21 protein-coding genes, 2 tRNA genes and 1 pseudogene are annotated in these 24,327 nt (G+C 70.1%); 12 read left to right on the forward strand and 12 right to left on the reverse strand.

What is annotated here, in order from left to right; all coding sequences use genetic code 11:
• Positions 1-59 precede the first annotated feature (59 nt).
• Positions 60-593, reverse strand: coding sequence for a heme-degrading domain-containing protein (locus tag IEY89_RS15135; RefSeq protein ID WP_229695237.1), 534 nt, complete (start codon positions 591-593; stop codon positions 60-62).
• A complete protein-coding gene (locus IEY89_RS15140) occupies positions 590-1,672 on the reverse strand; it encodes a Gfo/Idh/MocA family oxidoreductase (RefSeq protein ID WP_189147963.1) in 1,083 nt (360 codons plus the stop codon). Before IEY89_RS15140 ends, IEY89_RS15135 begins: the two co-directional genes overlap by 4 nt.
• A gap of 66 nt (positions 1,673-1,738) precedes the next feature.
• Between IEY89_RS15140 and IEY89_RS15145 the strand changes: the two genes are divergently transcribed.
• The 7 genes from IEY89_RS15145 (at position 1,739) to IEY89_RS15175 (ending at position 8,313) form a co-directional block, all read left to right on the forward strand.
• On the forward strand, positions 1,739-3,067 hold the full coding sequence (locus IEY89_RS15145) for an ROK family transcriptional regulator (RefSeq protein ID WP_189147890.1): 1,329 nt from the start codon (positions 1,739-1,741) through the stop codon (positions 3,065-3,067).
• A gap of 119 nt (positions 3,068-3,186) precedes the next feature.
• Entirely contained in the window at positions 3,187-3,618 is a 432-nt protein-coding gene (locus tag IEY89_RS15150) for a hypothetical protein (RefSeq protein ID WP_189147891.1), read from the forward strand.
• A gap of 154 nt (positions 3,619-3,772) precedes the next feature.
• On the forward strand, positions 3,773-4,522 hold the full coding sequence (locus IEY89_RS15155; protein ID WP_229695239.1) for a hypothetical protein: 750 nt from the start codon (positions 3,773-3,775) through the stop codon (positions 4,520-4,522).
• Positions 4,523-4,630: 108 nt separating this feature from the next.
• Positions 4,631-5,410, forward strand: a complete 780-nt coding sequence (locus IEY89_RS15160; RefSeq protein WP_189147893.1) for an HAD-IIA family hydrolase — start codon at positions 4,631-4,633, stop codon at positions 5,408-5,410.
• A gap of 119 nt (positions 5,411-5,529) precedes the next feature.
• Positions 5,530-6,096: a hypothetical protein gene (locus IEY89_RS15165; RefSeq protein ID WP_189147894.1), complete on the forward strand. Its 567-nt coding sequence runs from the start codon at positions 5,530-5,532 to the stop codon at positions 6,094-6,096.
• Between the two features lie 5 nt (positions 6,097-6,101).
• On the forward strand, positions 6,102-6,773 hold the full coding sequence (locus tag IEY89_RS15170; RefSeq protein WP_189147895.1) for a class F sortase: 672 nt from the start codon (positions 6,102-6,104) through the stop codon (positions 6,771-6,773).
• 508 nt (positions 6,774-7,281) lie between these two features.
• Complete coding sequence (locus IEY89_RS15175; protein ID WP_189147896.1) at positions 7,282-8,313, forward strand: glycoside hydrolase family 6 protein; 1,032 nt, start codon at positions 7,282-7,284, stop codon at positions 8,311-8,313.
• A gap of 151 nt (positions 8,314-8,464) precedes the next feature.
• On the opposite strand, the gene glxA is transcribed toward IEY89_RS15175, so the two are convergent.
• From glxA to IEY89_RS15190, 3 genes are all read right to left on the reverse strand, one after another.
• A complete protein-coding gene (glxA, locus tag IEY89_RS15180) occupies positions 8,465-10,402 on the reverse strand; it encodes a radical copper oxidase GlxA (RefSeq protein WP_189147897.1) in 1,938 nt (645 codons plus the stop codon).
• Positions 10,399-12,432 carry a glycosyltransferase family 2 protein gene (locus IEY89_RS15185; protein ID WP_189147898.1) on the reverse strand — a complete coding sequence of 678 codons (2,034 nt, stop codon included), beginning with the start codon at positions 12,430-12,432 and terminating at the stop codon, positions 10,399-10,401. The genes glxA and IEY89_RS15185 overlap by 4 nt, the downstream gene beginning before the upstream one ends.
• Positions 12,433-12,882: 450 nt before the next feature.
• A tRNA-Lys gene (locus IEY89_RS15190) sits at positions 12,883-12,956 on the reverse strand.
• A 181-nt stretch (positions 12,957-13,137) separates the two neighbouring features.
• On the opposite strand from IEY89_RS15190, the gene IEY89_RS15195 reads away from it, so the two are divergent.
• The 5 genes from IEY89_RS15195 to IEY89_RS15215 all read left to right on the forward strand — a co-directional run bounded on the left by IEY89_RS15195 (position 13,138) and on the right by IEY89_RS15215 (position 18,869).
• Positions 13,138-14,565 (forward strand): peptidoglycan-binding protein, encoded by a 1,428-nt coding sequence (locus IEY89_RS15195; RefSeq protein WP_189147899.1) that lies wholly within the window; start codon positions 13,138-13,140, stop codon positions 14,563-14,565.
• Between the two features lie 85 nt (positions 14,566-14,650).
• On the forward strand, positions 14,651-15,778 hold the full coding sequence (locus IEY89_RS15200; RefSeq protein ID WP_189147900.1) for an SPFH domain-containing protein: 1,128 nt from the start codon (positions 14,651-14,653) through the stop codon (positions 15,776-15,778).
• Between the two features lie 121 nt (positions 15,779-15,899).
• Positions 15,900-16,505, forward strand: coding sequence for a lytic polysaccharide monooxygenase auxiliary activity family 9 protein (locus IEY89_RS15205; protein WP_189147901.1), 606 nt, complete (start codon positions 15,900-15,902; stop codon positions 16,503-16,505).
• Positions 16,506-16,624: 119 nt separating this feature from the next.
• Positions 16,625-17,164 carry a hypothetical protein gene (locus IEY89_RS15210; protein ID WP_308437438.1) on the forward strand — a complete coding sequence of 180 codons (540 nt, stop codon included), beginning with the start codon at positions 16,625-16,627 and terminating at the stop codon, positions 17,162-17,164.
• Between the two features lie 40 nt (positions 17,165-17,204).
• Positions 17,205-18,869, forward strand: coding sequence for an AMP-binding protein (locus IEY89_RS15215; protein WP_189147903.1), 1,665 nt, complete (start codon positions 17,205-17,207; stop codon positions 18,867-18,869).
• Between the two features lie 40 nt (positions 18,870-18,909).
• Here IEY89_RS15215 and IEY89_RS15220 read toward each other — a convergent pair.
• The 7 genes and pseudogenes from IEY89_RS15220 to IEY89_RS15250 form a co-directional block, all read right to left on the reverse strand.
• A tRNA-Lys gene (locus tag IEY89_RS15220) sits at positions 18,910-18,983 on the reverse strand.
• A 97-nt stretch (positions 18,984-19,080) separates the two neighbouring features.
• A complete protein-coding gene (locus IEY89_RS15225) occupies positions 19,081-19,839 on the reverse strand; it encodes an IclR family transcriptional regulator (protein ID WP_189147904.1) in 759 nt (252 codons plus the stop codon).
• 190 nt (positions 19,840-20,029) lie between these two features.
• A pseudogene (ehuA, locus tag IEY89_RS15230) lies at positions 20,030-20,817 on the reverse strand (ectoine/hydroxyectoine ABC transporter ATP-binding protein EhuA).
• Positions 20,807-21,457, reverse strand: a complete 651-nt coding sequence (gene ehuD / locus IEY89_RS15235; RefSeq protein ID WP_189147905.1) for an ectoine/hydroxyectoine ABC transporter permease subunit EhuD — start codon at positions 21,455-21,457, stop codon at positions 20,807-20,809. Before ehuD ends, ehuA begins: the two are co-directional and overlap by 11 nt.
• Positions 21,454-22,098, reverse strand: a complete 645-nt coding sequence (gene ehuC, locus IEY89_RS15240) for an ectoine/hydroxyectoine ABC transporter permease subunit EhuC (protein WP_189147906.1) — start codon at positions 22,096-22,098, stop codon at positions 21,454-21,456. The genes ehuD and ehuC overlap by 4 nt, the downstream gene beginning before the upstream one ends.
• The gene (gene ehuB, locus IEY89_RS15245) at positions 22,095-23,003 is read right to left on the reverse strand and encodes an ectoine/hydroxyectoine ABC transporter substrate-binding protein EhuB (RefSeq protein ID WP_373287244.1); all 909 of its coding nucleotides are present in this window, start codon (positions 23,001-23,003) and stop codon (positions 22,095-22,097) included. Before ehuB ends, ehuC begins: the two co-directional genes overlap by 4 nt.
• Before the next feature lie 204 nt (positions 23,004-23,207).
• Positions 23,208-24,158, reverse strand: a complete 951-nt coding sequence (locus IEY89_RS15250; RefSeq protein ID WP_189147908.1) for a D-2-hydroxyacid dehydrogenase — start codon at positions 24,156-24,158, stop codon at positions 23,208-23,210.
• Positions 24,159-24,327 lie beyond the last annotated feature (169 nt).

Consider the following 24,327-nt stretch of genomic DNA (forward strand, 5'->3'; position numbering starts at 1 on the left):
CGAGTCCGGATGCCGTGCCGTGGCTCCCTGAAACGGAGGGTCCCTCGGGATAATTCCCGTTACACCTTGAGGTACGTCTCCAACGCCTCCACGACCAGCCGGTGGTCCTGGAGTTGGGGCAGCCCCGACACCGTCACCGACCCGATCACGCCGACGCCCTCGACCGTGATCGGGAACGAGCCGCCGTGGGCCGCGTATGTGTCGGGGTCGAGGCGCGAGTCGTCGTCGAACGTCGTCCCCTTGGCGCGGAAACGGGCGCCCACCAGGTAGGAGGGGGCGCCGTAACGCTCCACCACCCGGCGCTTGCGGTCGATCCAGGCGTCGTTGTCGGGGGTCGAGCCGGGCAGGGCCGCGTGGAAGAGCTGCTGGCCGGCCCGGTGGATGTCGACGGCCACCGGTGCCTGCCGCTCCCGCGCCAGCTCCACCAGCAGCGAGCCCAGCGCCCACGCGTCCTCGTACGAGAACTGCCGGAACACCAGGTGCCGTTGCTGTGCTTCGAGTTCCTCCACGCTCGGGGTGAGTTCGGGCGCGATGCGCGGCCCGAGCGACGGCTGTCCGCTCGCCTTGTGGCCGCCGGACTTCTGACTGGTCATCGCAGGGTCACCGTCACCTTCTCGTTCGCGGAACGCCGGGCCGCTTCCAGTACGTCGAGCGCGGCTGCCGCCTCCAGGGCGGTCACCGGGTTGGGGCCGCCGTCGCGCAGGGCCGCGGCGATCGCAGAGTAGTACTTCTCGTACGCCCCCGGCAGTGTCGGCTCCGGCCGCCCGCCACCCGTGAGCGGGGACTCCCCGGCCCCGACCCGCCCCCACATGCTCTCGGGTTCGAGTCCCCAGCCGGCGCTCCCCGGCCGCCCGCCCGCCTTCAGGGCGTCCTCCTGCGGATCGAGGCCGTACTTCACGTATCCGGCACGCGAGCCCAACACCCGGAAGCGGGGGCCGAGTTGCGAGGTGGTCACGGAGACGTACAGGTGGCTGCGGACGCCGCTCGTGTGGGTGAGCGCGATGAACGTGTCGTCGTCGGTCTCGGCGCCCTGGCGGCGGATGTCCGTCTCGGCGTACACGGAGGCGACGTGGCCGAAGAGGACCAGCGCCTGGTCGACGACGTGACTGCCGAGGTCGTACAGCAGTCCGCCGAACTCCGCCGGGTCGCCGGACTCGCGCCAGCCGCCCTTGGGCTGGGGCCGCCACCGCTCGAACCGTGACTCGAACCGCCATACGTCGCCCAGCTCGCCTTCCGCGATCAGCTTGCGGAGCGTCCGGAAGTCATGATCCCAGCGGCGGTTCTGGAAGACGGAGAGGAGCAGCCCCCGCTGGTCGGCGAGGGCGGCGAGGTCACGCGCCTCGGCCGCCGTGCCCGCGACCGGCTTGTCGACCACGACCGGCAGACCCGCCTTGAGGGCGGCGGTGGCCAGCGGGACGTGCGTCTTGTTCGGGGACGCGATGACGACCAGGTCCAGCTCGTCGGCGCGGGCGAACAACTCGTCCGGGGTGGCGGTGATCCGTACGTCCGGGAACCCGGCGCGGGCCTGTGCCTGCCGCTCGGGGTTCGCCGTGACGACGGTGTCGAGGACGAGGCCCTCGGTGGTGGCGATCAGGGGGGCATGGAAGACGGAGCCCGCGAGGCCGTAACCGACGAGGCCGAGACGGAGGGGGGCACCGGACGTGCGGGTCATTCCAGTCGTACCAGTCATGCCGCCCACTTTGGCAACGCTGTTGCCAAAGTGCAAGCGGCCGGGACAATGGTTCGCGTGAACAGCACGAACGCCGCCATCACCAGCACTGTCACCAGCACGACCGCTACCGCGACTGCCACGACCCCGGTCTCAGGGGTGAACCTGCCGGCCCTGCGCAGCCACAACGCCGCGCTCGTCCTCGACCTCCTGCGCACGGCCGGCGCCGAGGGCATCAGCCGCCTCGAACTGGCCGAGCGGACCGGTCTGACCCCCCAGGCGGTCAGCAAGATCACCGCCCGCCTGCGCGCAGAGGGCCTCGCCACCCAGGCGGGCCACCGCGCCTCGACGGGCGGCAAGCCCCGCACGGTACTGCGCCTGGTCCCGGAGGCGGGCCACGCGGTGGGCGTCCACCTGGACCGGGACGAGGTGAGGGTGGTCCTGGTCGACCTCATGGGAACGGTGGTGGGCGAGCGCCGAGCGCCACTGAACCTGGGCGCGGGCGCGGATGTGGTGGTCGAGGGGGTGGCGGGCGAGGTCGAGGCACTGCTCGGCGGGGAGTCACCGGAGGTCGAGGCGCTGCCCGGCAGGCACTCTGGTGAGGCCGAGACGCTGCGCGGTGCGCGGCCCGGGAGGAGCGGGGCACCCCGCGAAGACGGTTCGCGGAAGGCCGAAGCGATGCCCGGCGGCAGGCCTGGCGAGGCCGGTAGGCCCGGTGAGCCCGGGGTGAGGGTCGGTGCTCTTCTCGGGGTCGGTGTTGCTCTGCCCGGGCCGCTCGATCATGCGCGGGGTGTGCTGCACCGGGTCACCGGGTTTCCCGAGTGGGACGGGTTCCCGTTGCGGGACGCGTTGGCGCGGCGGCTCGGCGTGCCGGTCGCCGTCGACAAGGACACCAACGCCGCCGCGCTCGGGCTGGCGGTCGGGGGTGAGGGCGGGTCCTTCGCCTATCTCCATCTCGGTACGGGGCTCGGGGCCGGCCTGGTGATCGGCGGGGCGCTGCGCCGGGGTGCCCGGACCGGTGCGGGTGAGTTCGGGCACCAGGTCGTCCAACTGGACGGACCACCGTGCGGCTGCGGCGACCGTGGCTGTATCGAGGCGCTGTGTCTCGGCGCGGTGGCCCGGGGCGACCTGGACGAGGCGGCCCGGGTGCTCGGCGCCGGCGCCGCGAACCTCGTGGGGCTGCTGGACATCGACCGGGTGCTGCTGGGCGGCCGTACCGTCGCCGCGGCACCGGATCGGTTCGTACGAGGGGTAGCCGCCGTTCTCGCCGGACGCGCCCGGCGTGAGGGCGCCGAGCGGGCGGTGCCCGTACGGGTCGCCCCCGGCGGGGCGCGCGGAGTCGCCGAGGGCGCGGCCCAACTGCTCCTCGCGCCCCTGTTCGGACGGGCCGAGGGGTAAGGGGCAGCGGGGGTGACGCCCGATCGACTTCTCCCTTCGGGTCCCTTCCCCATCTCTTCCGGCTTCCTTTCGGAAAAACCTGTGGGACCGGCCGCCCAGCCCCTGCGACCCTTCAGCCCATGACCCGACGCAACCGGCGCAAGCGACTCGCCCGCAGTCTTCCCCGGCACCGGGCCTGGCCGCTGACCAACACCGACGTCAACGAGTCCCTCGGTGAACTCGCCTCCCACGTAAGGAAGTTCGACTTCCTCAACGGGCCGGGCAGCGGGACGATCGTGCTCGGAGTCAGGTGGCTCGCCCCTGAATCCCGCAACTACGGCCGGGGCATCCACCCGGACAGCGTCGGCTTCTACGTGGAGCTCCACCCGGTCGACGCGGCCGACCGGGCCGTCATCCGCGCCACCCTGAAGGAAACCGCCCTCCCGCAACTCCACGCCTGGATCACCCAGGGCCTCGCCGCCCCCGAGACCTGGCGCCAGGCCCACCACCTCCACTACTGGCACCTCACCGACGGCCACCTCACGGACGCCGACGCCGACGAAGAAGCGTGAATCAGCGCGGCAACCGCCGCATCCGCATCCGCATCCGCCGATCGGGCGCATTCGCGAGCCCGTTCGGGGCGTAGCTCCCCGCCCCTCGGAGCGGTGCCGTCCGCTGACCCCACCACCCCGGCATGGTCATGTGTTCATGCGACTGTGTACCTGCGTGACCGCAACCGTCACCGCGGCCGTGACCGCGACCGCCGCCCTCCTCGCCGCGCCGGGCGCCCTGGCCGCCCCCGCCCGGGCGGCCACCTGTGCCACCACCCCCACCGACCGGGATTTCCCCCTCACCACTCGCATCCACGGCGGGCCCGCCGCCTACGAAGCCGGGGGTGAGCACCGGACCTGGCGTCTCGACCTCACCAACAACACCGCCCGCACCTGCACGGGCATCCACCCCGTCCTCGTACTCGTCGACGAGCGCCGCGCCCTGACGACGACTCAGCCGCGGCTGGAGTTCTACGACGAGCACCGCCCCCGCCCCTACCCCGTGCGGTTCGAGGCCACCGACGCCGACGAGACCATCGGGGTGTTCGACGGCGACGGGTTTCCCGGGTTCACCGTCGGGCCCGGGCGGACCGTCTCCGTACGGGTGCGGCTCGCGATCGGCGCCGGAGCGGTGGCCAACGACGTCGTCGCCAACGCCGCCGTGGTCGAACGGCACGCGGACGACGGCGACTGGGTCGGCCAGTCCAACGACTACCGCTTCCGCGTCGTGACCGCCCCCGCCGAACCGGCGTCGTCGGCCGGTCCCGTACCCGGTGTACGGGACGAACCGCCGCTCACCGGTGAGCTCGCCGGCACGGGTCGACACGACACCGCTCTCCGCCTCGCGGGCATCGCCCTCGCCCTGGTGCTGACCGGCGGCGGAATGATGCTGCTCGCCCGGGTCCGACCCGTGGGACGGACATAAACCGGCCATTCCCCCAAGATCCGGCCTGTGACAGGCTGGGCGCACGCGGCATCTCGTACGCGTGTACGGCAACGCAACGCAACACAGTGCAGGAGCAGGAGACCGGACATGGCAGACCGCAAGCCCATCGACTCGTGGCTCACCGACATGGACGGTGTGCTGATCCACGAGGGCGTGCCGATCCCCGGCGCCGATGCCTTCATCAAGAAGCTGCGCGAGTCGGGCAAGCCCTTCCTGGTGCTCACCAACAACTCGATCTACACCCCTCGCGACCTGCACGCCCGTCTGCGCCGCATGGGCCTGGAGGTGCCCGTCGACAACATCTGGACCTCGGCGCTCGCCACCGCCAAGTTCCTCGACGACCAGCGCCCCGGCGGAACCGCCTATGTCATCGGCGAGGCCGGACTGACCACCGCCCTGCACGACATCGGCTACATCCTCACCGACCACGAGCCCGACTACGTGGTCCTCGGCGAGACCCGCACCTACTCCTTCGAGGCCATGACCAAGGCCGTACGCCTGATCGAGGGCGGCGCCCGTTTCATCGCCACCAACCCGGACGAGACCGGCCCCTCCGCGGAAGGCCCGCTGCCCGCGACCGGCGCGGTGGCCGCGCTGATCACCAAGGCGACCGGCCGGAAGCCGTACTTCGCGGGCAAGCCCAACCCCCTGATGATGCGGACCGGGCTGAACGCGATCGGCGCCCACTCCGAGACCAGCGCGATGATCGGCGACCGCATGGACACCGACGTCCTGGCGGGCATCGAGGCCGGGATGCAGACCTTCCTGGTGCTCACCGGCCTGACCGGCCCCGACCAGATCGAGAACTTCCCGTACCGCCCGTCCAAGATCGTCAACTCCATCGCGGACCTCGTCGACCGCGTCTGAGCCGGTCGTCCTTCACGTACGCGCCAAACCATCCGCAACCCGTACGGAGCAGTCGTACCCGCTCCGGAGGTGCGGACCGGGGCCCGGAGGAGGAGTCTCCAGGTGTCTGGAGGTTCACGATGGGTTTCATTCGTCTCACTTTCTGTGCCGGTGTCGCGGTCGCGGCCGTGCTCATCCCCGTACCTGTGGCGTCCGCCGCGGACGGGGGCATCTCGGTGACCCCGGCGTCCCCGGCGCCCGGCAGTGACGTACGGCTGGTGGTGCGCGGCTGCACGGGGAAGACGGGGACCGCGAAGTCGGAGGCCTTCGTCGCCGATGTGCTGCTCGCGGCGCAGGGGCAGGACGGGGCGCTCGTCGGCGGGTCCCGCGTCCGCTCCTCGCTCACGCCGGGCTCGTACGACGTCACGGTCGGCTGCGGCGGGCAGGAGGGCAAGGTCAAGGGCGTGATCGCCGTGGCCGCCGAGGAGTCGGGGAGGCCGTCCCCCGCCGCGCCCTCCCGTTCGGCCGCCTCGCCCGTCGCCCCCGTGCCCGCCGGTGGTGGTGGCGCGGCGGCGGAACTGGCCGCCGCCGAGGCCAGGGGCACCGGTCCGGGCACCGGACAGGCGGTGGTCGGCCTCGTCCTCGCGGGTGTCGCGGCGGTCGTCGTCGCGGTGCGCGGGGTCCGCCGGGGCCGTGGGACGGACTGAGCGCCATGTCCGACCACGACGGTGAACGATCACCGGGTACCGGACGCCTGACCATGGGCGTCGCCTGGGCGCTGCTGCTCCTCGGGCTGTGGCTTTGGGGTCGCGAGATGACCGACGTACGCCACGGCGTGTCCGCGCCGACCACCGGCGACATCGCCGCGGTCGGCCGCCCCCCGGACCCCGAACTCCCGCCCGCGCACGAGCCGTTGAGCGGCGCCCTGCCGCAGCGCGTGGACATACCCGAACTCGGTGTGCAGGCCCCGGTGGTGGCCCGCGGCCTCGACCGGCTCGGCGCGATCGACCCGCCGCCCTTCGACCAGGCGGGCGTTGTGGGCTGGTACGGGTCCGGCACCCGGCCCGGCGCCGCCGGCACCGCGCTCCTCGTCGGACACGTCGACACCGAGACCCGGCCCGCCGTCTTCTACAAGGTCAGCACTCTCCGGCCGGGTGCGACGATCAGGGTCACCCGCGCCGACGGCAAGGTCGCCGAGTTCACCGTCGACGACGTCCTAGTCCTGTCCCGCGACCGCTTCGACGCCCAACAGGCTTACGGGACACGGCAGTCGGGCCGCGCGGAACTCCGGCTCATCACCTGCGGCGGTACGTTCGACCGGGCCTCCCGCACCTACGCGGCGAACGTGATCGTGTCGGCGTACCTGACGGGCGCGGCCGTGTGACCCCGCCCTTGCGGCGCGTCCCCCACACCGCAGTGGCGCCGGGCCCAACCTGCCCCGGTCGACGACCCGCTCCCCCCAGAGCCGTCGACCGGGCAGGTCCTCGACCGCGGGCGCACGAGCTGCGGGAGTAACCCGGCGACCGGCGCGGGAGGTTCCGTACCCGCCCGTGATTGCGGACGGTGAACTGTTGGCCGAGGGCTGGGACCGTGTGAGACGACTGTAGAACGGATGAGCGCTTAGGCCTAGAGGGAGATTGACGCCAAGCCCCGATCCAGTGGCTGTGAGTTATTCGTGCAGGTAGTAGATAGTTCTACGACTTGTTTCGGTGCCGCGGCCCGGACCCCGGCGTTCAGGCGTCCCGGCCCTCGTCTACCCCGCCGAACACGGTGTAACAGGTAACCGACAAGGCACTGGCGACCTCGTGGGGGCCCGGCCACCTATGTCAGGATTGAGGCTTACGACACTGCATCCAGGGGGGACCAGGACAGTGCATCCGAGGGGGAGTTCGATGTTCGGCAGTAAGGGGGCGACCTGGGGGCGGGCGTCCGTGGCGGTGCTGGGGGCGGCACTGCTGTTCACCGGTTGTTCCGGGTCCTCCGACAAGGGGGGCGGCGACGAGCCGGACAAGGAGGCGGAAGCCCGGATCACCCAGCAGCCCAAGGGGACCAATCCGTTCTGGGTGAACCCCGACGGCACCGCGGCGGAACAGGTCGCCGCGTACGTCAAGGACGACAAGGCCACGGACGCCGAGCAGATCCGGAAGATCGCCGAGCAGCCGACCGGCGAGTGGATCAGCCCGGAGAACCCGGAGGCGGAGGCTCGCGGCTTCACGGAGGCCGCGCAGAAGGCGGACCGCTCCGCACTCCTCGTCCTCTACAACATCCCGCACCGCGACTGCGGCCAGTACTCCAGCGGAGGCGCCGCCGACGGCGACAGCTACCGCGCCTGGATCGACGGCGTCGCCAAGGGCATCGGCGACCGCGCGGCCACGGTGATCCTGGAACCGGACGCGATCCTCCACCTGGTGGACGGCTGCACCCAGGACGAGTTCCACGAGGAGCGGTACGACCTGCTGAGCGGCGCGATCGACACGCTGTCGGCGCTGAAGAACACGAAGGTGTACCTGGACGCGGGGAACGCGGGATGGACGAATCCCGACCAGATCTTCGAGCCGCTCAAGTGGGCGGGCGTCGAGAAGGCGGACGGGTTCTCCGTCAACGTGTCCAACTTCTACTCGACGGCTGATTCCATCAAGTACGGCAAGCAGTTGTCGGCGAAGGTCGGGGGCAAGCACTTCGTGGTGGACACGTCCCGTAACGGGAACGGGCCCTACACCGGGGGCGAGGCCGATGAGAACTGGTGCAATCCTCCCGGGAGGGCGCTGGGGGAGTCTCCGACGGTGAAGACGGCCGATCCGCTGGTTGACGCGTATCTGTGGGTCAAGCGGCCGGGGGAGTCGGACGGGGAGTGCAAGGGGGGGCCGAAGGCTGGTCAGTGGTGGGCTGACTATGCGTTGAAGTTGGCCAAAGCCAGTGACTAAAGGGGTGGGGGGAGTTGTGGGTTGTCGGCTGCGGGTGCGTCGTGGCTGGTCGCGCCCACGCGGCGGAGCCGCAAATATCAGAGCCCCGCGCCCCTAAAGGCGATCGGGGCGCCCTTCCGGCTGAAGAGGCGCCCCGAATGGTGTTCAGCCCTCAAGGCACCTTGACCCACTGGGCCTTGCTCGGGGTGCCCTGGTCGTCTGTGACGAAGAGCATGTACCAGCCCGACTCCACCAGGTTCCGGTTCTTCGGGACCGTCACCGTGATGCTGTCCTTCGTCTTCTTCAGGTCGAGGGCGATGGAGCGCTGGTCGACGTCCGTGACGTGGGTCGAGGCGCTCGGGCGGATCAGACGGGCCGATGTGATCGTGGACGTGTGCTGGGACGTGAAGGTGCCCGACGCACCGCGTGCGATCGTCTGCGGGCCGCCCGACAGCGAGGGCTGCGCGTCGCGGTACAGGTACGGCGGCGTGTAGATCTCGATGCGCTGCTCGAACTTGCCCGGCTTGGTGTTGGCCTTGTCCGCGTACAGGGAGTCCGAGCCGAAGAACATGACACGGCCGTCGGGCAGCAGGATCGAGCCGGAGTGGTAGTTCCGGCCCACCAGCGGGTCGGCGACCCGGTTCATCCTGCCGGTCTTCGCGTCGTACATACGCGCCTGGAGGATGTTGGAGTCGCCGCGCCCCCGGTAGTCCTCCGAACCGCCCGAGATCATCACCGTGTCGTCGGGCAGGATCGAGTACTGCGGGTAGCGCGTCCCCTTCTCCAGGGACGGGCCGTCGGTGAACTCCGGGTCGTCCGCCAGGAGGTCGATCACGCGGGTCTTCTTGCTGGAGAGCCTCGACTCACCGACCCCGCCGCCACCGATCACCATGTACTTCTCGTCCTGCGCCGGCGGCAACAGCACCGTGCCGGCGGTCTCCAGCATGTTGGGGTCGCTCAGACCCTTCAGCTTGGTGAACTTGTTCGTCGCCACGTCCCAGACACCCGGGTCACGGCCGACGTCGTCGGGGCCGTAGCCGGCGTTCGCGCCCGAGTAGAACATCTCGCCGTTCTGCATCAGGGAGATCGCCGGGTACGTCGGGAACTGCCGCGTATGGGTCGTGTACGTCCACTTCTTGGTCTTCGGGTCGTACACCTCGTTCTTGCCCGGCACCAGCTGGCCGATCTCGTCCAGACCGGAGAGGCTGAGGATCCTGCCGTCCGACATGGTGGTGAGCGTGGGGTACCAGCGGGCCTCGTTCATCGGGTCGACCTTGATGTACTTCTCGGCGACCGGGTCGAACTCGTAGGCGTCCCGGATGCCCTGGAAGTCCTTCTTGTCCAGGGCGATCTTCTCGGCGATGCCGTACGTGTTGCGGGAGTCGGCGCCCGCCAGGCCCTGCACGCGGTAGTTGTCCTGCGTACCGGTCTCGTACTTGGCGCCCTTCTTCTGCGCCTCCACATAGATCCGGCCGAGCCCCGGCTCGTTGCGCAGGAAAGCGCCGGTCGCCTTGTCGAAGACCTTCGTCGCGCGCTCGACGACGACCGGGTCCTTCGACACGAACGTCTTGCCGTTCTCCTTGCCGGTGAACTTGGTGCCCGCGGGCAGGGTGATCGGCTTGTCCGGGTTCTCGTTGTGGACGACCATCAGGCCGCCCGCCTTGGTGACGTCACCCTTGAGCTTCTCGTACCGCTTCGTGCCGCCCGCGATCAGCAGATTGCCGTTGGCGAGCTGCGTGTGGCCGGTGCAGAACAGGTCGGCGGGCGTGGGGATCTTCTTGATCGTGCCCTTGACCGGGTCCCAGACGCGGGTGTCGAACTTCTTCGCGTCGAAGTTGTCCGCGTTGTTGCCGGAGCCCGCGACGAGCAGCACCTTGCCGGTGTGCAGCAGCGCCGCGTGGATGGTGTTCTGCCGGTACTCCTCCGGGAAGTTCACCACCTCCCACTTGCCGTTCTCGGCCTTGTACTCCGGTCTGTTGATCTTGTAGTCGTGGTATTTCTCGGTACTGAAGCGGTACACCCACGGCCCGTTCATCCCCGCCAACGCGAGGACCACCGCCGTGCCTATCGCGAGTCGACGGGCGCGGCGGCGGCCTGCACGGTCTGTCATTCCTTACGTCCCCCAAGTCCACCAAGGGCGATCTGCATGGTCTGGTCGTTGCCCTCGCCCCCTACGCTGCCCCCGCCCGTCCCGCCCGATGCGGCCCACTGGGGCTTGTGCTGCGGCGCGTGGGTGGAGTGGGGGGCGTGTGGGGCGTGCGATGCGTGGGGCGCCTGTGGCGTCGGCTGGGCCGGTACGAACGGCTGCGGCGCGGGCACGGCGTCCTGCGGTTCGGCGGGGCCGGCGGCGAGCTTCTTCTTGTCCTGGCGCAGCATGAGCCGCCAGACGACCATCGGCGTCGCGGTGATCGCCGTGGCGAACGTCGCCCAGATGACCATCGCGGGGTGCACGTGCCCGAAGACGAAACCGGCCGCGATCGAGCCGCCGAAGATCAGGATGAAGTACCAGTGGTAGCGGAACGTGCCGAACCAGCGGTCCGGGCTCGCCGAGTCGCCCTTGGGCGTGACCACGAACTTGCTCTTGCGCCGCAGCGCCGAGTCGATCAGGGCCTTCGCGTAGAGCGGCGCGGACAGCGCCGACATGACCATGCCCGCCACACCGCCGGAGCCCTCCGGCTCGTGCGGCGAGACGTTGTGCCGGCGGTTCCAGATGTACAGGCCGATCTGCAGCGCCGAGGCGTTGCCGTAGAGCATCAGCCACACGGTCGGGTCGATGTTCACGCCCGAGGCGCCCAGGCCCAGGAACAGCGCGCAACTCAGCGCCGCCAGGATCCAGTTGAGGGCGGACATCGGGTAGAAGATGATCATCATCGTGTAGTTGAAGAGCTTGCTCGGCGGCAGCGAGTAGAAGCCCTTCCAGTACTGCTTGAGGATCGTCTCGTACGTCCCCCGTGACCAGCGCATCTGCTGGGTGAAGAAGTCCGTCCAGGCGCTCGGACCCTCACCGACCGCGAGTACGTCCGGCGTGTAGACCGAGCGCCACTTCTTCCCGGTCGCCGGGTTCTTGTGGCGGTGGATCTCGAAGCCGGTCGCCATGTCCTCGGTGATCGAGTCGTACAGCCCGCCGATCTGCTTCAGCGCACTGATGCGTACGGCGTTGCTGGTCCCCACGAACATCGGCGAGCCGTAGGCGTTGCCGGCGCGCTGGATCAGCGCGTGGAAGAGGAACTGCTGGGACTCGGCGGCCTTGGTGACGAAGTTGTCGTAGTTCCCGTACACCTGCGGGCCGATGACGAAGCCGATGTTCGGGTCCCGGAAGAAGCCGAGCATCCGCTCCAGGTAGTTGGGCAGCGGTACGTGGTCGGTGTCGACGGAGGCGAAGAAGTCGTAGTCGTCGCCGTGCGCGTCGAGCCAGGCGTTGTAGTTGCCGTGCTTCGTCTTGGCGCGGTGCGGGCCTGTGGGCTGGTTCCACTTCGCGACGCCCTTGCGGGAGAAGTGGTGCACCCCCAGGCGTGCGCAGACCGCCCTCACGTCGGGGTCGTCGCCCTCGTCCAGCAGCCAGACATGCATGAGGCCGCGGTGCCGGATCCGCACCGCGGCTTCGAGTGTCTTCGTCACCATCTCCAGCGGCTCCTTGCCGGGCACGAAGGAGGTGAGGAAGGCCACTCTGGTGCCGGTCTCGGGCACCACCGGGATCGGGTCGCGGGCGACCAGCGTGGCGTGCGCGTTCGACAGGACGTTCAGGCAACGGAACAGCTCGATCAGACCGATCGAGACGAGCATCACGATGTCGAGCGTCGGCAGGAAGTCGAAGGCCGGGTAGTCGCGCTCCGTCCAGTGCGCGGGCTGGAGCAGCCAGACCAGCAGGACGACGGAGAGCAGCGGCGCGGCGCCGAGCATCAGCGCGGCCCGCAGGCGGTGCGGCTCCTGCGAGAGCAGCGATCGGTACTTGACCGTGTACGGCTTGGTCGGGTCGGGCTGTGTGAGGGGTCCGGCCAGTCGGCTGTAGTGCTCGTAGTCGTACTTCGGCAGGCTCTTCTTGATCCGGCGGAATCCACCGGTCCGGTTTGACGGCACCCTGAGCTGGGTCGTCTGTGATGCGTCGAAGTTCTGCCGGGCGCCCGTCGGCGTCGACGTCATGAGTCATCCCCCCACACGCATGTCACCGCGTGTTTGTCGGTTCTTGTACGTCCGCTTGGCCCCCCTCGGCCGTCACAGACGCATCACTAATGGACCACTGCCCCCACGTCATCCATAATCCACACTCTATAGACATGGAAGAGTGCCCTTCCGGTTGCATGATGCCCCCCTCGGCATCCGTTCATGAACGGGGCCCCATCCCCGCGCCGGCGCAACCGGTCCGCCCCCAGTGGCTGCGTATCCGCAGCATCCTGCCGCCCAGGGTTCTACGCCGTTCGGCATGATCGCAAGATGCGAAACACGGTGTTTACCGGTCATACGCGCTCATTGTGACGGCTGTTGAGCCCGATTGGTGCAATTGGGACCGCTTGTGCACGGATGGTTCCGAAGTGTTTACGCGTAGTACGCGAACAGGCCCCCCGCCTGAGCGGAGGGCCTGCCGTCTGTCTGTGCGCCGCCAGGGACTCGAACCCCGGACCCGCTGATTAAGAGTCAGCTGCTCTAACCAACTGAGCTAGCGGCGCGCGGTGACGTCGACAACTCTACCCGACACCGGTGAGTGGTCCGGACCGCCCGAGGTCCGCGCCGGGCCGAACGCCGGCTGTACATCATTCGGACCGTCAACATGCGACAGCGGGTGACAGTTGAGAAACTGCGAGGGTGCAGAAGCGCGCAAGTCATCGCCTGGGACGTGAGGGGAATCGTATGGCGGCTCCGGTATTCGAGGAATTCGATCCCGCGAGCGACTGCGAATGCCCCGGATGTGTTCTCCGGCGACGGTCCGCCCCGTATTCCGGACCGGTGTCGGGAACGGGTCCGGGACCCGCCCGTGCGGCGGTCCGGCGGACCCTGGTCGTCGCTGCGGCGGCCTCCACGGTGCTCGGCGCCGGGCACGCCCTGCCGGCCGCCGCCACCCCGCAGACCCCTCAGCGTCCGGGCGTACCCGCAGGTGACGAGCCCGAGACCCCCCAGGGTGGCAAGGCTCCGCTGCACGGCCCGGCCGGGAAACCGGCGTTGGACAAGCTGCGGACGACCACCCGGGCGGAGATCATCAACCGGGCCAGGACCTGGGTCGCGGCCCGGGTGCCGTACAGCATGAGCACCTATTGGGGAGACGGTTACCGGCAGGACTGCTCGGGCTTCGTCTCCATGGCCTGGAACCTCGCCGGGAACGAATGGACGGGCAGCCTCGACAAGTACGGCGTACGCATTCCGAAGGAGGATCTGCAGCCCGGCGACATTCTCCTGTTCCACAATCCGTCGGACCCGGAGAAGGGTTCCCACGTCGTCATTTTCGGCGGCTGGACGGACTACACGCACACCTATTACATCGCCTACGAGGAGACCCGCCCGCACGCCCGCCGACAGGCGACCCCGCTCTCCTACTGGAGCCACTCGGACCGTTATCAGGCCTACCGCTACAAGGGCCTCGCCGCGAACACGGGCGGCACCTCGGACCCGGTCGACACCGGCGGGACGGACGGCACGGTGGGCTCGGCACCCGGCGCCTCCCCGGACTCGGCGGCCCGGTTCCCGGGTCGGGCGTACTTCGGCCCCGGCGCCAACAACAAGCACGTCACCCGGCTCGGCCGGATGCTCGTGGAGCGCGGCGGCGCCCGCTACTACACCTCGGGCCCCGGCCCGCGCTGGTCGGACGCGGACCGCAGGGCGACCCGGGCGTTCCAGCAGGCCCAGGGCTGGCAGGGCACGGCGGCGGACGGACTGCCGGGGCCGCGCACCTGGGCACTGCTGGTGACCGGGACGGGCAACGACATCGGGGACGGGGGCAGGCCGGGCGGGCCGACGACAGAGACCGCCCCCGGAACGGCACCGGGAACCGTCCCCGGACCGGTCCCCGGCGCTGCCGGTCCACCGTCCGCCGGCCAAGCGGTTCCGGCGTTCCCCGGACGGGGCCTGTTCCGGCCGGGCTCCAGCAGCCCGTATGTCACCCAGCTCGGAAAGCAGCTGGTGAAGAAGGGGTTCGGGCGGTACTACACGACCCGTCCCGACTCGCGCTGGAACGAGGCGGACCGCCGCGCGGTGCAGGCTTTCCAGCGTGCCCAGGGCTGGCGGGGCGGCGCAGCCGACGGCTACCCGGGCCCGGAGACCTGGCGCCGCCTCTTCTCCTCGTGACGCACATCCCGGCGCGTATCCGGCACCTGCCGGTTGGCCGGTATCCACTGTTGTGACGCATCTGGCGCGGAGGCTGGAGGCACAAATGAGTACGACGACCGAACACACACCGGAGCCCGAGGGACCCCCGGACAGCGGTCCCCGGCCCGCCCGGCTCATCCAGAACGAGGCGACCACCGAGATCCCCGTCCACCTGCTGTTCCGCGACGAACCCGACCCGGTGTCGGTGCCGCTGCGGCCCGCCGTCGTGGGGCGCAGGCAGGGTACGGGCGAGCAGCCGCGCGTCCGCAGACCCGCACCGGCCGCGCCGCGCCCGGCGGTTCCGACGGTCGATCCCGACCTGGTGGAGCGCCCGGCGCGGGTGCTGCCCGGCGCGGTGGGCGTGCTCGCCGGTGCCACCGGGGTGGCCGGGGGCGTGCTCACCTCCTGGTGGGCGGGCGCGCTGCCGCCCCTCGCGGTGGAGGCGCTGCGGCTGCCGGCGACGTACGCGGGCGCCGGTCTCGGTCCGGCCCAGTGGGCCGCGTACGCCGGGGCGGGGGCCCTCGGGTTGTTCGGGTTCGGCGGGCTGGCGCGGGGGCGGACCGGGCGGGCCTGGGTGCTCGGCCTGTTCGGCCGCTACCGGGGAACGGTCCGGCGCACCGGCCTGCTGTGGGTCAACCCGCTTCTCCTGCGGGCCCGGGTCGACGTACGGCTGCGGCACTGGCGCGGCGAGCCGATGCCGGCGGCCGACGCGAACGGGGTCGCGCTGCGGGTCGTTGTCCTCGTGGTGTGGCGGGTGCGGGACACCGCCCGGGCCACGCTCGGCGTCGAGGACCACGAGACCTACCTGCGCGAGTGCGTCGAGGCGGCGCTCGTCCGGGTGCCGGTGGAGATGCCGGGCGCGGGAAAGCGGGCGATGGAGGTGGCCGGGGAGGCGCTGACCCGGGCGGTCGCGGCGGACACGGCACCGGTCGGCCTGGAGGTGTTCTCGGTCCTGCCGGTCCGGGTCGAGTACGCCCCCGAGGTCGCCGCCGCGATGACCCGCCGCCGTATCGCCGCCCTGGACGCCCAGCACCGGGCCGCCACACTCACCTCGGTCGTCGACTCGGTGGAGGACACGGTGACCCGGCTGACCCTGCGCGGCCTGGTCGAACTGGACGACTACGAGCGCAAGGCGCTGGTGAAGGACCTGACGGTCGCGTTCTGCGCCGGGCGCGGCGAGCCGGGGGCGTGAGGGTGGGGGAGTCGGGCCCGTGATTGGTCTGGACATGCCCAGGGAGCGGTAATAATCTGGGACTTGGTCTAGACCTGCACGGCTCACTTGAACTTCCCCCACGTTCAGCAGGAGCGGCAGCATGCGCAAAAAGACCACGTTGTACGCATCCATGGTGGGTCTGGTCACCACCGGCGCCCTCGTCCTCACCACCGGGGGCGCCAGCGGCCACGGCTACACCGACCTTCCCGTCAGCAGGCAGAAGCTCTGCCAGAACGGCACCGTGACGGGCTGCGGCGACATCCAGTGGGAGCCGCAGAGCGTCGAGGGGCCCAAGGGCTTCCCCGCCGCCGGACCGGCCGACGGCCAGATCTGCTCGGCGAACCACGGCAACTTCGGCGCGCTCAACCAGCCGAAGACGCCGTCCGGCGGCACCTGGCCGGCGACCACGGTGACGGGCGGTCAGAGCTACACCTTCCGCTGGCAGTTCACCGCCATGCACGCCACGACCGACTTCAGGTACTACGTCACGAAGCCGGGCTGGAACCAGAACCACGCCCTCGCCCGTTCGGACCTCAACCTCACCCCGTTCCTCAACGTCCCCTACAACGGCCAGCGCCCTCCGTCCACCCTCTCCCACACGGGCACACTGCCGTCCGGGCTCAGCGGCCGGCATGTGATCGTCGCGGTGTGGACGATCGCGGACACGGCCAACGCGTTCTACGCCTGCTCGGACGTCAGGTTCTGAGCATTCCTTGAGTAAATCCGCGACCCCCCACGGGTACGTTCCCCGTACGCCCCCAGGACCAGGTGAGGCGTACGGGGAGCTGTACTTACAGAGAGACCGGGGGAACCGCCGTGGACTTCATGTTCTACGTGGTGCCGACGTTCATCATCGTGGTGGCCGTCCTGATGGCGGCGGTCGTGATCCGCCGGGTGCTGCGGATGCGCCGCGCCTGGAACAGCGGACTGACCGCCGAGGCGCGCTGCCTCCGGACGTACACGACCACCAGCGGAGGCTCCGGCGACTCCTCCGTGCGCACGTCGCTGCACCACGTGTACGAGTTCGTCGCCCGCGACGGCCGCACCGTCCGCTTCGACGAGCCGCACGGCCCGGGCACGGTCATCGAGGGCGACTACGTCACCGCCTTCTACAGCGAGGGCCCGCAGATCAACGCCACGGCACACCGCCCGAGCCCGGTCCGGCACGGGCTTGCCCTGGTCGCCGTCCTCGGGTTCCTCGGGGTGGTCGTGGTGTTCGGCGTCGGGTTCATGCTGTCGTACAGCCAGGTCTTCGAGCCGTTCGGCGACCTGTTCTTCGGCACCGAAAGCGGCCACAGCGGCACCGACTCAGGCACGGTCGACGGGTTCCCCGAGGACTGGGAAGCAAGCATCGACTCGCAGTGAGTCTCCACATCTGACGGATCGTCAATTATCCTGCGCGCCCATGGAGTTCATTGAGCCCGAGGGGCCGGGCAGGCGCACGGTCGCGGAACTCGTGGCGGCGCGGTGGGGCGACCACCGGCCGGGGCTGTGGTGCGAGGACCGGACGCTCACGCATCACGAGGTGGCCGCCGGCGCGGCGGCGAGGGCCGCGCTGCTGGCCGACCTGCTGCCGCCCGACGCCGAACCGCATGTCGGGGTACTGCTCGACAACACCCCTGAATACCCCCTGTGGTTGAGCGCGGCGGCCCTCGCGGGCGCCGCCGTCGCGGGGATCAACCCCACCCGTCGGGGCCCCGAACTGGCCCGCGACATCCTGCACACCGAGTGCCCGGTCCTGATCACCGCGCGCACCCACCTCCCACTCCTCGCCGGCCTCGAACTCCCCGGCGTACGGCTCCTGCTGACCGACACTCAGGAGTACGAGGATCTCCTGGCCCCGTACGCCGACGCAGAACCGGACGCCTCACGCGCCACCCCGGCCGACCGCCTTCTCCTCTACTTCACCTCGGGCTCGACCGGCGCCCCCAAGGCCGCGATCTGCACCCAGGGCAGGCTCGCCGCCGCCGGGCGGACGCTGGCCGGGACCTTCGGGGTGCGCCCGGACGACGTGCACTACGTCTGCATGCCGATGTTCCACGGCAACGCGGTCATCGCGGACTGGGCCCCGGCCCTGGCGGCGGGCGCCGGGGTCGCGCTGCGCCGCCGCTTCTCGGCTTCCGGCTTCCTGACGGACGTACGCCGTTATGGGGCGACCTACTTCACGTACGTGGGCCGGGCCGTCCAGTACCTGCTGGCGACGCCCGCCCGGCCCGACGACCGGGACAACCCCCTGCGACTGGGCTTCGGCACGGAGGCGGGGGCGGTGGACGCGGCGGCCTTCCAACGGCGGTTCGGGGTACGGCTGGTGGAGGGGTACGGGTCCTCGGAGGGCGGTGCGGCGGTGCGGTGGACGCCCGGGACCCCGGCCGGCGCGGTCGGGCGGGCGGCCCCGGACGACGACCTCGCGGTGGTCGACCCGGCGACGCGGACCGAGTGCCCGCCGGCCGCCCTGGACGCCTCGGGACGGCTGCTCAACGGGACTGCTGCGATAGGGGAGTTGGTCAACCGGGGCCCCAACCCCTTCGAGGGCTACTGGCGCAACCCGGAGGCCGAGGCGGCCCGCCGCCGCGCGGGCTGGTACTGGACGGGCGACCTCTTCTACCGGGACACCGACGGCTTCCTGTACTTCGCGGGCCGCGCCGACGACCGGCTGCGCGTCGACAGCGAGAACCTGGCCGCCGCGACGATCGAGAACATCCTCGCCCGGTACGAGGGCGCGGCGGCCGTCGCCGTGTACGCGGTACCGGACCCGGTGGCCGGCGACCAGGTCATGGCGACCCTGGCCGGCACCTTCGACCCCGCCGCCTTCTCCGCCTTCCTGGCCGCGCAACCCGACCTGGGGACGAAGATGGCGCCCCGCTTCGTACGGGTCGTACGGCGGATGCCGGTCACCGCGACCAACAAGATCCACCGTGCTGGCCTCAGACGCGAGGGCTTCCGCTGCCCGGACCCGGTGTGGTGGCGCCCGCCCGGTGAGGACACGTACCGCAGGCTGACCGGCGACGACGTGGCGGGCCTGGTGGAGCGGTACCGGGAGCGGGGGCGCGAGGAGCTCCTGAGCAGATGACGAAAGGGCCTCTCGCAGCTGCGAGAGGCCCTTTCTCATGTGCGCCGCCAGGGACTCGAACCCCGGACCCGCTGATTAAGAGTCAGCTGCTCTAACCAACTGAGCTAGCGGCGCATGACTCCCGCCGACCGCTCTCGCGGCTGGCGACTGAGAAAATACTACCTGGTCCGGAAGGGTGCTCCGGACCAGGTAGTCGTGCCTCGGCAACGGGCTAGATGGCCAGCGAAAGCAGCACCGGCCCCGCGCTCCGGTTCAGCCGTTCTGCCGCCTGGCGCAGGCGGTGGGCGTGGCGGAGCGGGAGGGAGAGGGCGAGGCAGCCGACCGTGGAGCCGGCCGTGATCGGGACCGCCGCGCAGACCGTGCCGACCGCGTACTCCTGGAGGTCCAGGACCGGCACCGTGGGCGGCTGGGTCTCCAGGTGGGAGAGCAGCAGTCGCTCGTTGGTGATCGTGCGGGAGGTGAGGCGGGCCAGCTTGTGGCGGGCGAGATGGTCGCGGCGGCTGTTGTGGTCGAGTTGGCCCAGCAGACTCTTGCCGATCGCGCTGGCGTGCGCGGCCGAGCGGAAGTCGACCCACTCGTTGACCGCGGGCGTCGCCGCGCTGTCCGCGCACTGGGTGATGTGGATCTCGCCGTCGACGTACCGGCTCATGTAGACGGCCGCGCCCACCGAGTCGCGCAGCCGGTCGAGGGTGTGCTGGAGCTGGGCGCGCAGGGCCTGGTCATGGCCGTGCGTGGCGCCGAGACGGCTGAGGGCGGTGCCGGTGACGTACGAACCGTCGGCGGCCTGTACGACGTAACCCTCGCGGCGCAGCATGCGCAGGAGGGGGGTGAGCAGGTCCGTGCCGAGGTGGGTCTGGCGGGCGATTTCGGCGTCGGTGACACCGGCGGAGTGCCGTGCCACTGCCTCCAGGACGCGCAGCGCGTCCTGGGTGGAGTGGTGCGGCGCGGTCGGCTCGTGCTTGAGAGCCACGGTGTTCCCCCTGGCTTGCTTTTAGCCGTGATCCGGACAGCCAATCCCCTCCACGATAGCCGCCAAGGGGTCTACGTGGAGGGGGCGTTGACGAGTTTGTCGCCCGGTTCGCGGCCTCTCAGCAGGGGAGTGTTCATCTGGCATATGCCAGAGGCATGAAGAAGGTCTCTCGGGGCCCTCTCCGGCGCGGTCAGAGCACCGCGCTGAGGAATTCGCGCGTTCTGTCCTGCTCCGGATCGCCGAAGATCTGCTCCGGCGGACCGGACTCGATCACATGGCCGGAATCGAACATCAGCACTTGGTCGGAGATGTCCCGGGCGAACCCCATCTCATGGGTCACACAGAGCATCGTGATGTCGGTGCTGCGGGCGATGTCCCGCAGCACGTCGAGGACGCCCGCGACCAGCTCGGGGTCGAGGGCCGAGGTCACCTCGTCGAGCAGCAGCACCCGCGGGCGCATGGCCAGCGCCCGCGCGATCGCCACCCGCTGCTGCTGACCGCCCGACAGCCGGGACGGACGTTCGTCGCACTTGTCCGCGAGGCCCACCAGCTCCAGCAGCTCACGCCCGCGCGCGTCCGCCTCGTCCTTGGACATGCCGAGGACGGTGACGGGCGCCTCGGTGTGTTGCGCAGCACGCTCATGTTCGGGAAGAGGTTGAAGTGCTGGAACACCATCCCGATCTTCTTGCGCACCTCGCGGACCTGCTTCTCGGGCGCGGGGAACAGCGCCTGCCCGTCGACGGTGATCGTGCCCTCGTCGGGCTTGGCCAGGGTCATCAGCAGCCGCAGGATCGTCGTCTTGCCGGACCCGGAGGGACCGATGAGCGTGACATGGCGCCCCGCCTCGACGGAGAGGCTCAGCCGGTCGAGAACGGTCTGCTCGCCGAACCGCTTGGTGACCCGGTCCAGCCGGACCAGTTCGGAGTGGGTTCCCACAGGAGTGGGAGTGTCGACGGGGGTGGGGATGTCAACTGGCAAGGCGTCGCTCCAGAGCTCGTACGAGGAGGGAGGCGGGAAAGGAGATGAGGACGAAGGCGACGCCGATCACGGTCAGCGGCTCGGTGAACTGGAAGTGCTCCTGGGAGAAGAGCCGCGCCTCACCGAGCATCTCCAGCACGGTGATCGTCATCAGCAGCGGTGTGTCCTTGAGCATCGCGATCACGTAGTTGCCGAGCGCCGGTACGACCCGGCGTACCGCCTGCGGAAGGATCACCGCCGTCCAGGTGCGCCGCACGGGCAGGCTGAGCGCGGTGGCCGCCTCCCACTGGCCCGGCGGCACGGCCTCGATGCCGGCGCGGTAGACCTGCATCGTGTACGTCGAGTAGTGCAGCCCGATCGCGACGACACCGGTGGTCAGCGCGGAGGCGGCGATGCCCCACTCGGGGAGCACGTAGAAGAGGAAGAACAGCTGTACGAGCAGCGGGGTGTCTCGCACGAACTCGGTGACCGCCTCCACCGGCCAGCGCACCCATCGCGTCGGCGTCCGCATCAGCAGCGCCCAGACCAGCCCCAGCGTGAACGAGATCAGCGACCCGAGGACCAGCACCTGGAGGGTGACGAGCAGCCCGTCCCACAGGTGCGGCAGGAAATCGCGTACGGCGTCCCAGTCCCACGTCATGCGACACCCGCCTTCAGCCGCTTCTCCAGCCCGCGCATGAGCCGGGTGAGGAGGAAGGCGATCACGAAGTAGATCACCAGGATGTACGAGTAGATCTCCGCGCTCTCCTGCAGCGCGAGCCGCACCAGGTTGCCGCTGAAGGCCAGATCACCCATGCCCATGACGGAGACCAGCGCGGTGCCCTTGAGCAGCTCGATCAGCAGGTTGCCGAAGGAGGGGATCATCTCCGGCACCGCCTGCGGCAGCAGGATCAGCCGCATCCGCTGCCAGGGCGTGAACCCGAGTGCGATCCCGCCCTCCCCCTGCGCGGGCTCGACCGCGTTCAGCGCGCCGCGCACGATCTCCGTGCCGTACGCCCCGTAGGTCAGCCCGAGCGCGAGGGTGCCCGCCCACATCGGCACCAGCTGCCAGCCGAAGGCGGGCGGCAGCACGAAGTACACCCAGAAGATCATCACGAGCGCGGAGGTCCCGCGGAACACCTCGGTGTAGCAGCCCGCGAGGAAGCGCACGGACCGCCGCCGGTGAATCCGCGCGATCCCGACGACGAAGGCGACGACACCGCCCAACAGGGCGCTGAAGACGAGGAGTTGGACCGTGACCCAGACTCCCCTGAGGACTGTTTCCCAGAGTCCGGAAGTCATCCGCCGCACAGCTCCTTCGCGGTCAGATCGGTCATCTCGGCCCGGGTGAAGCCGAACGGCCGCAGGATGCGGAACACCTCGCCGCTCTTCTTCATCTTGTGCAACTCGACGTTGAAGGCGTCCCGAAGCCTCGTCTCGGTCAGCCGGAACGCGAAGGCGCCTCCGTCGACATGCGGCTTGCCGTCGACGAGCGGGGCGAATGCCTTCGTGGCCTCCGCCTTGGCGGACTTCTTCACCACCAGACGGGCGGTGACCGCCGTACCGGCGAAAGCGTCGACGCGACCGGCCTCGACGGCGTTCAGCCCGGCCACCTGGTCGGGCACGATGAGGAGATCGCTCTCCTTGTATCCCGCCTCGACCGCGTACTGGATCTCGGCATATCCGGCTCCGGTCGCGAGTCTGGCCTTCTTCTCGACGATGTCCCGGTAATTGTGAAGATCCTTGGGATTTCCCTTGCGGACAATGAAGGAATCGAGCATCTGATAGTCGGGATCGGCGAAGATCACTTGTTCGCAGCGTTCCGGATTGACGTACATCCCGGCGGCCACGACATCGAACTGCTGTGAATTCAGCCCAGGAATGAGTGATCCGAACTCGGTGGGCACGGGCTGGACCCGGTCCACCCCCAGCCGTTTGAAGATGACCCTCGCCAGTTCGGGCGCCTCGCCCGTCAGCTCACCGTCCTTGTCGATGAATCCCTGCGGGATCTCACCGGCGATACCGAGGCGTACGACACCCTGCGCCCGAAGCCGGCCGAGCAGGTCACCGCCTTCGACGCCGGAGGCGGCGGACACGCGGCTGCACCCGGTGCCGAGTGAACCGACCGTACCGAGCGTGCCGAGCGCCGCCACCCCCGCGAACAGCGACCGGCGTTTGATATCAGGTGGTGCAAGTGGTGGTGCTATTGATGGAGCCATGGGCGCGCAGCTACCCGAGCGCGTACGAGTCATGCAGCAGAGAATGCGAGGAATTCATGGGGAACTCCTGACCGACCGCACCCCGATTACCTGCGCGGCTGCGCGGCTGAGCGGCCGTGCGGAACGCTTTCCGGGGGATTCTCGGAGCGCCGGGGGAAGGTGTCGGTATCCCGGCGAGGAGTGGGGATCGGTTCAGTGCCCCGGTACGTATCCGAGCTGTTTGTCGACCACGTTCTTCAGTGCCTGCCCCGCCTCCCAGCGCTCGTACAACTCCACGAACTGCGCGCCGAGTTCATCGCGCCAGCCCGCCGTGTCGCCGCTCATGTGCGGGGAGACGATCAGCCCGGGCACCTCCCACAGGGGACTGTCGGACGTGAGCGGCTCGTCCTCGAACACGTCGAGGGCGGCGCCCGCGATCCACCGCTTCGACAGTGCCTCGGCGAGCGCGGTCTCGTCGACGAGCTGTCCCCGGCCGACGTTCACGAAACGCGCCGAGGGCTGCATGACACCGAAGCGGCGGGTGTCGAACATGTGGTGCGTGTCGGGGGTGAGGGGAGCGGCGGCGATCACCCAGTCGGCCCGTGCCATCAGCCGGTTGAGGTCGCCGGGCCCGTGGACGCCGGTACGCGGAGTGCGCCCGACGATCGCCGTCGTCACGCCAAGTGCCTTGAGGTACTTGGCGATCGCCCGCCCGATGGGGCCCGACCCGACGACACAGGCCTTCGTCCCGGCGACCCGCTGCGACTCCCGGTGCCGCCACTCACGCCGCTCCTGGAGGTGCAGGGTCCTCGGCAGGTCCTTGGCCATCGCGAGGACCAGGGCGGCGACGTACTCGGCGACGGGCTGGTCGAAAACACCCCGCGCGTTGGTCACCACCGTGTCGGACGCGGCGAGTTCGGGACACATCAGATGGTCCACACCGGCGCTAGCGGTGTGCACCCAGCGCGGGCGCGCCCCCTCGCCCGGCCAGGCGGCCCGCACGGCGCGCGAGGTGAAGTCCCAGACGAGCAGGATGTCGGCGTACGGGAGCTGCCCGGCGAGCGTGGTCTCGTCGGCGTGCGCGATCCGGGCCCGCCCGGTGAGCCGGCCGAGGCGGGGCGGCGGGTCGGCGTCCAGGACGAGAAGGGTGGGGAGCGCGGGCATCGGGGAGCCGTTTCCGATCGGGGAGGCGGGATGGCTGGATGACTGGGTTGATGGGCGCCTGGGCGTCTGACATGCGCGGATTGACCACGCTCGCACCCGAGCCCACCTTCGTCAACACGGTCGCGGGTACGGTCCGTCGCCTCGTCGGAACTGTGGGTGTCCCGGTGAT

The sequence above is a fragment of the Streptomyces lacrimifluminis genome (genome assembly GCF_014646095.1).
Taxonomy (GTDB): domain Bacteria; phylum Actinomycetota; class Actinomycetes; order Streptomycetales; family Streptomycetaceae; genus Streptomyces; species Streptomyces lacrimifluminis.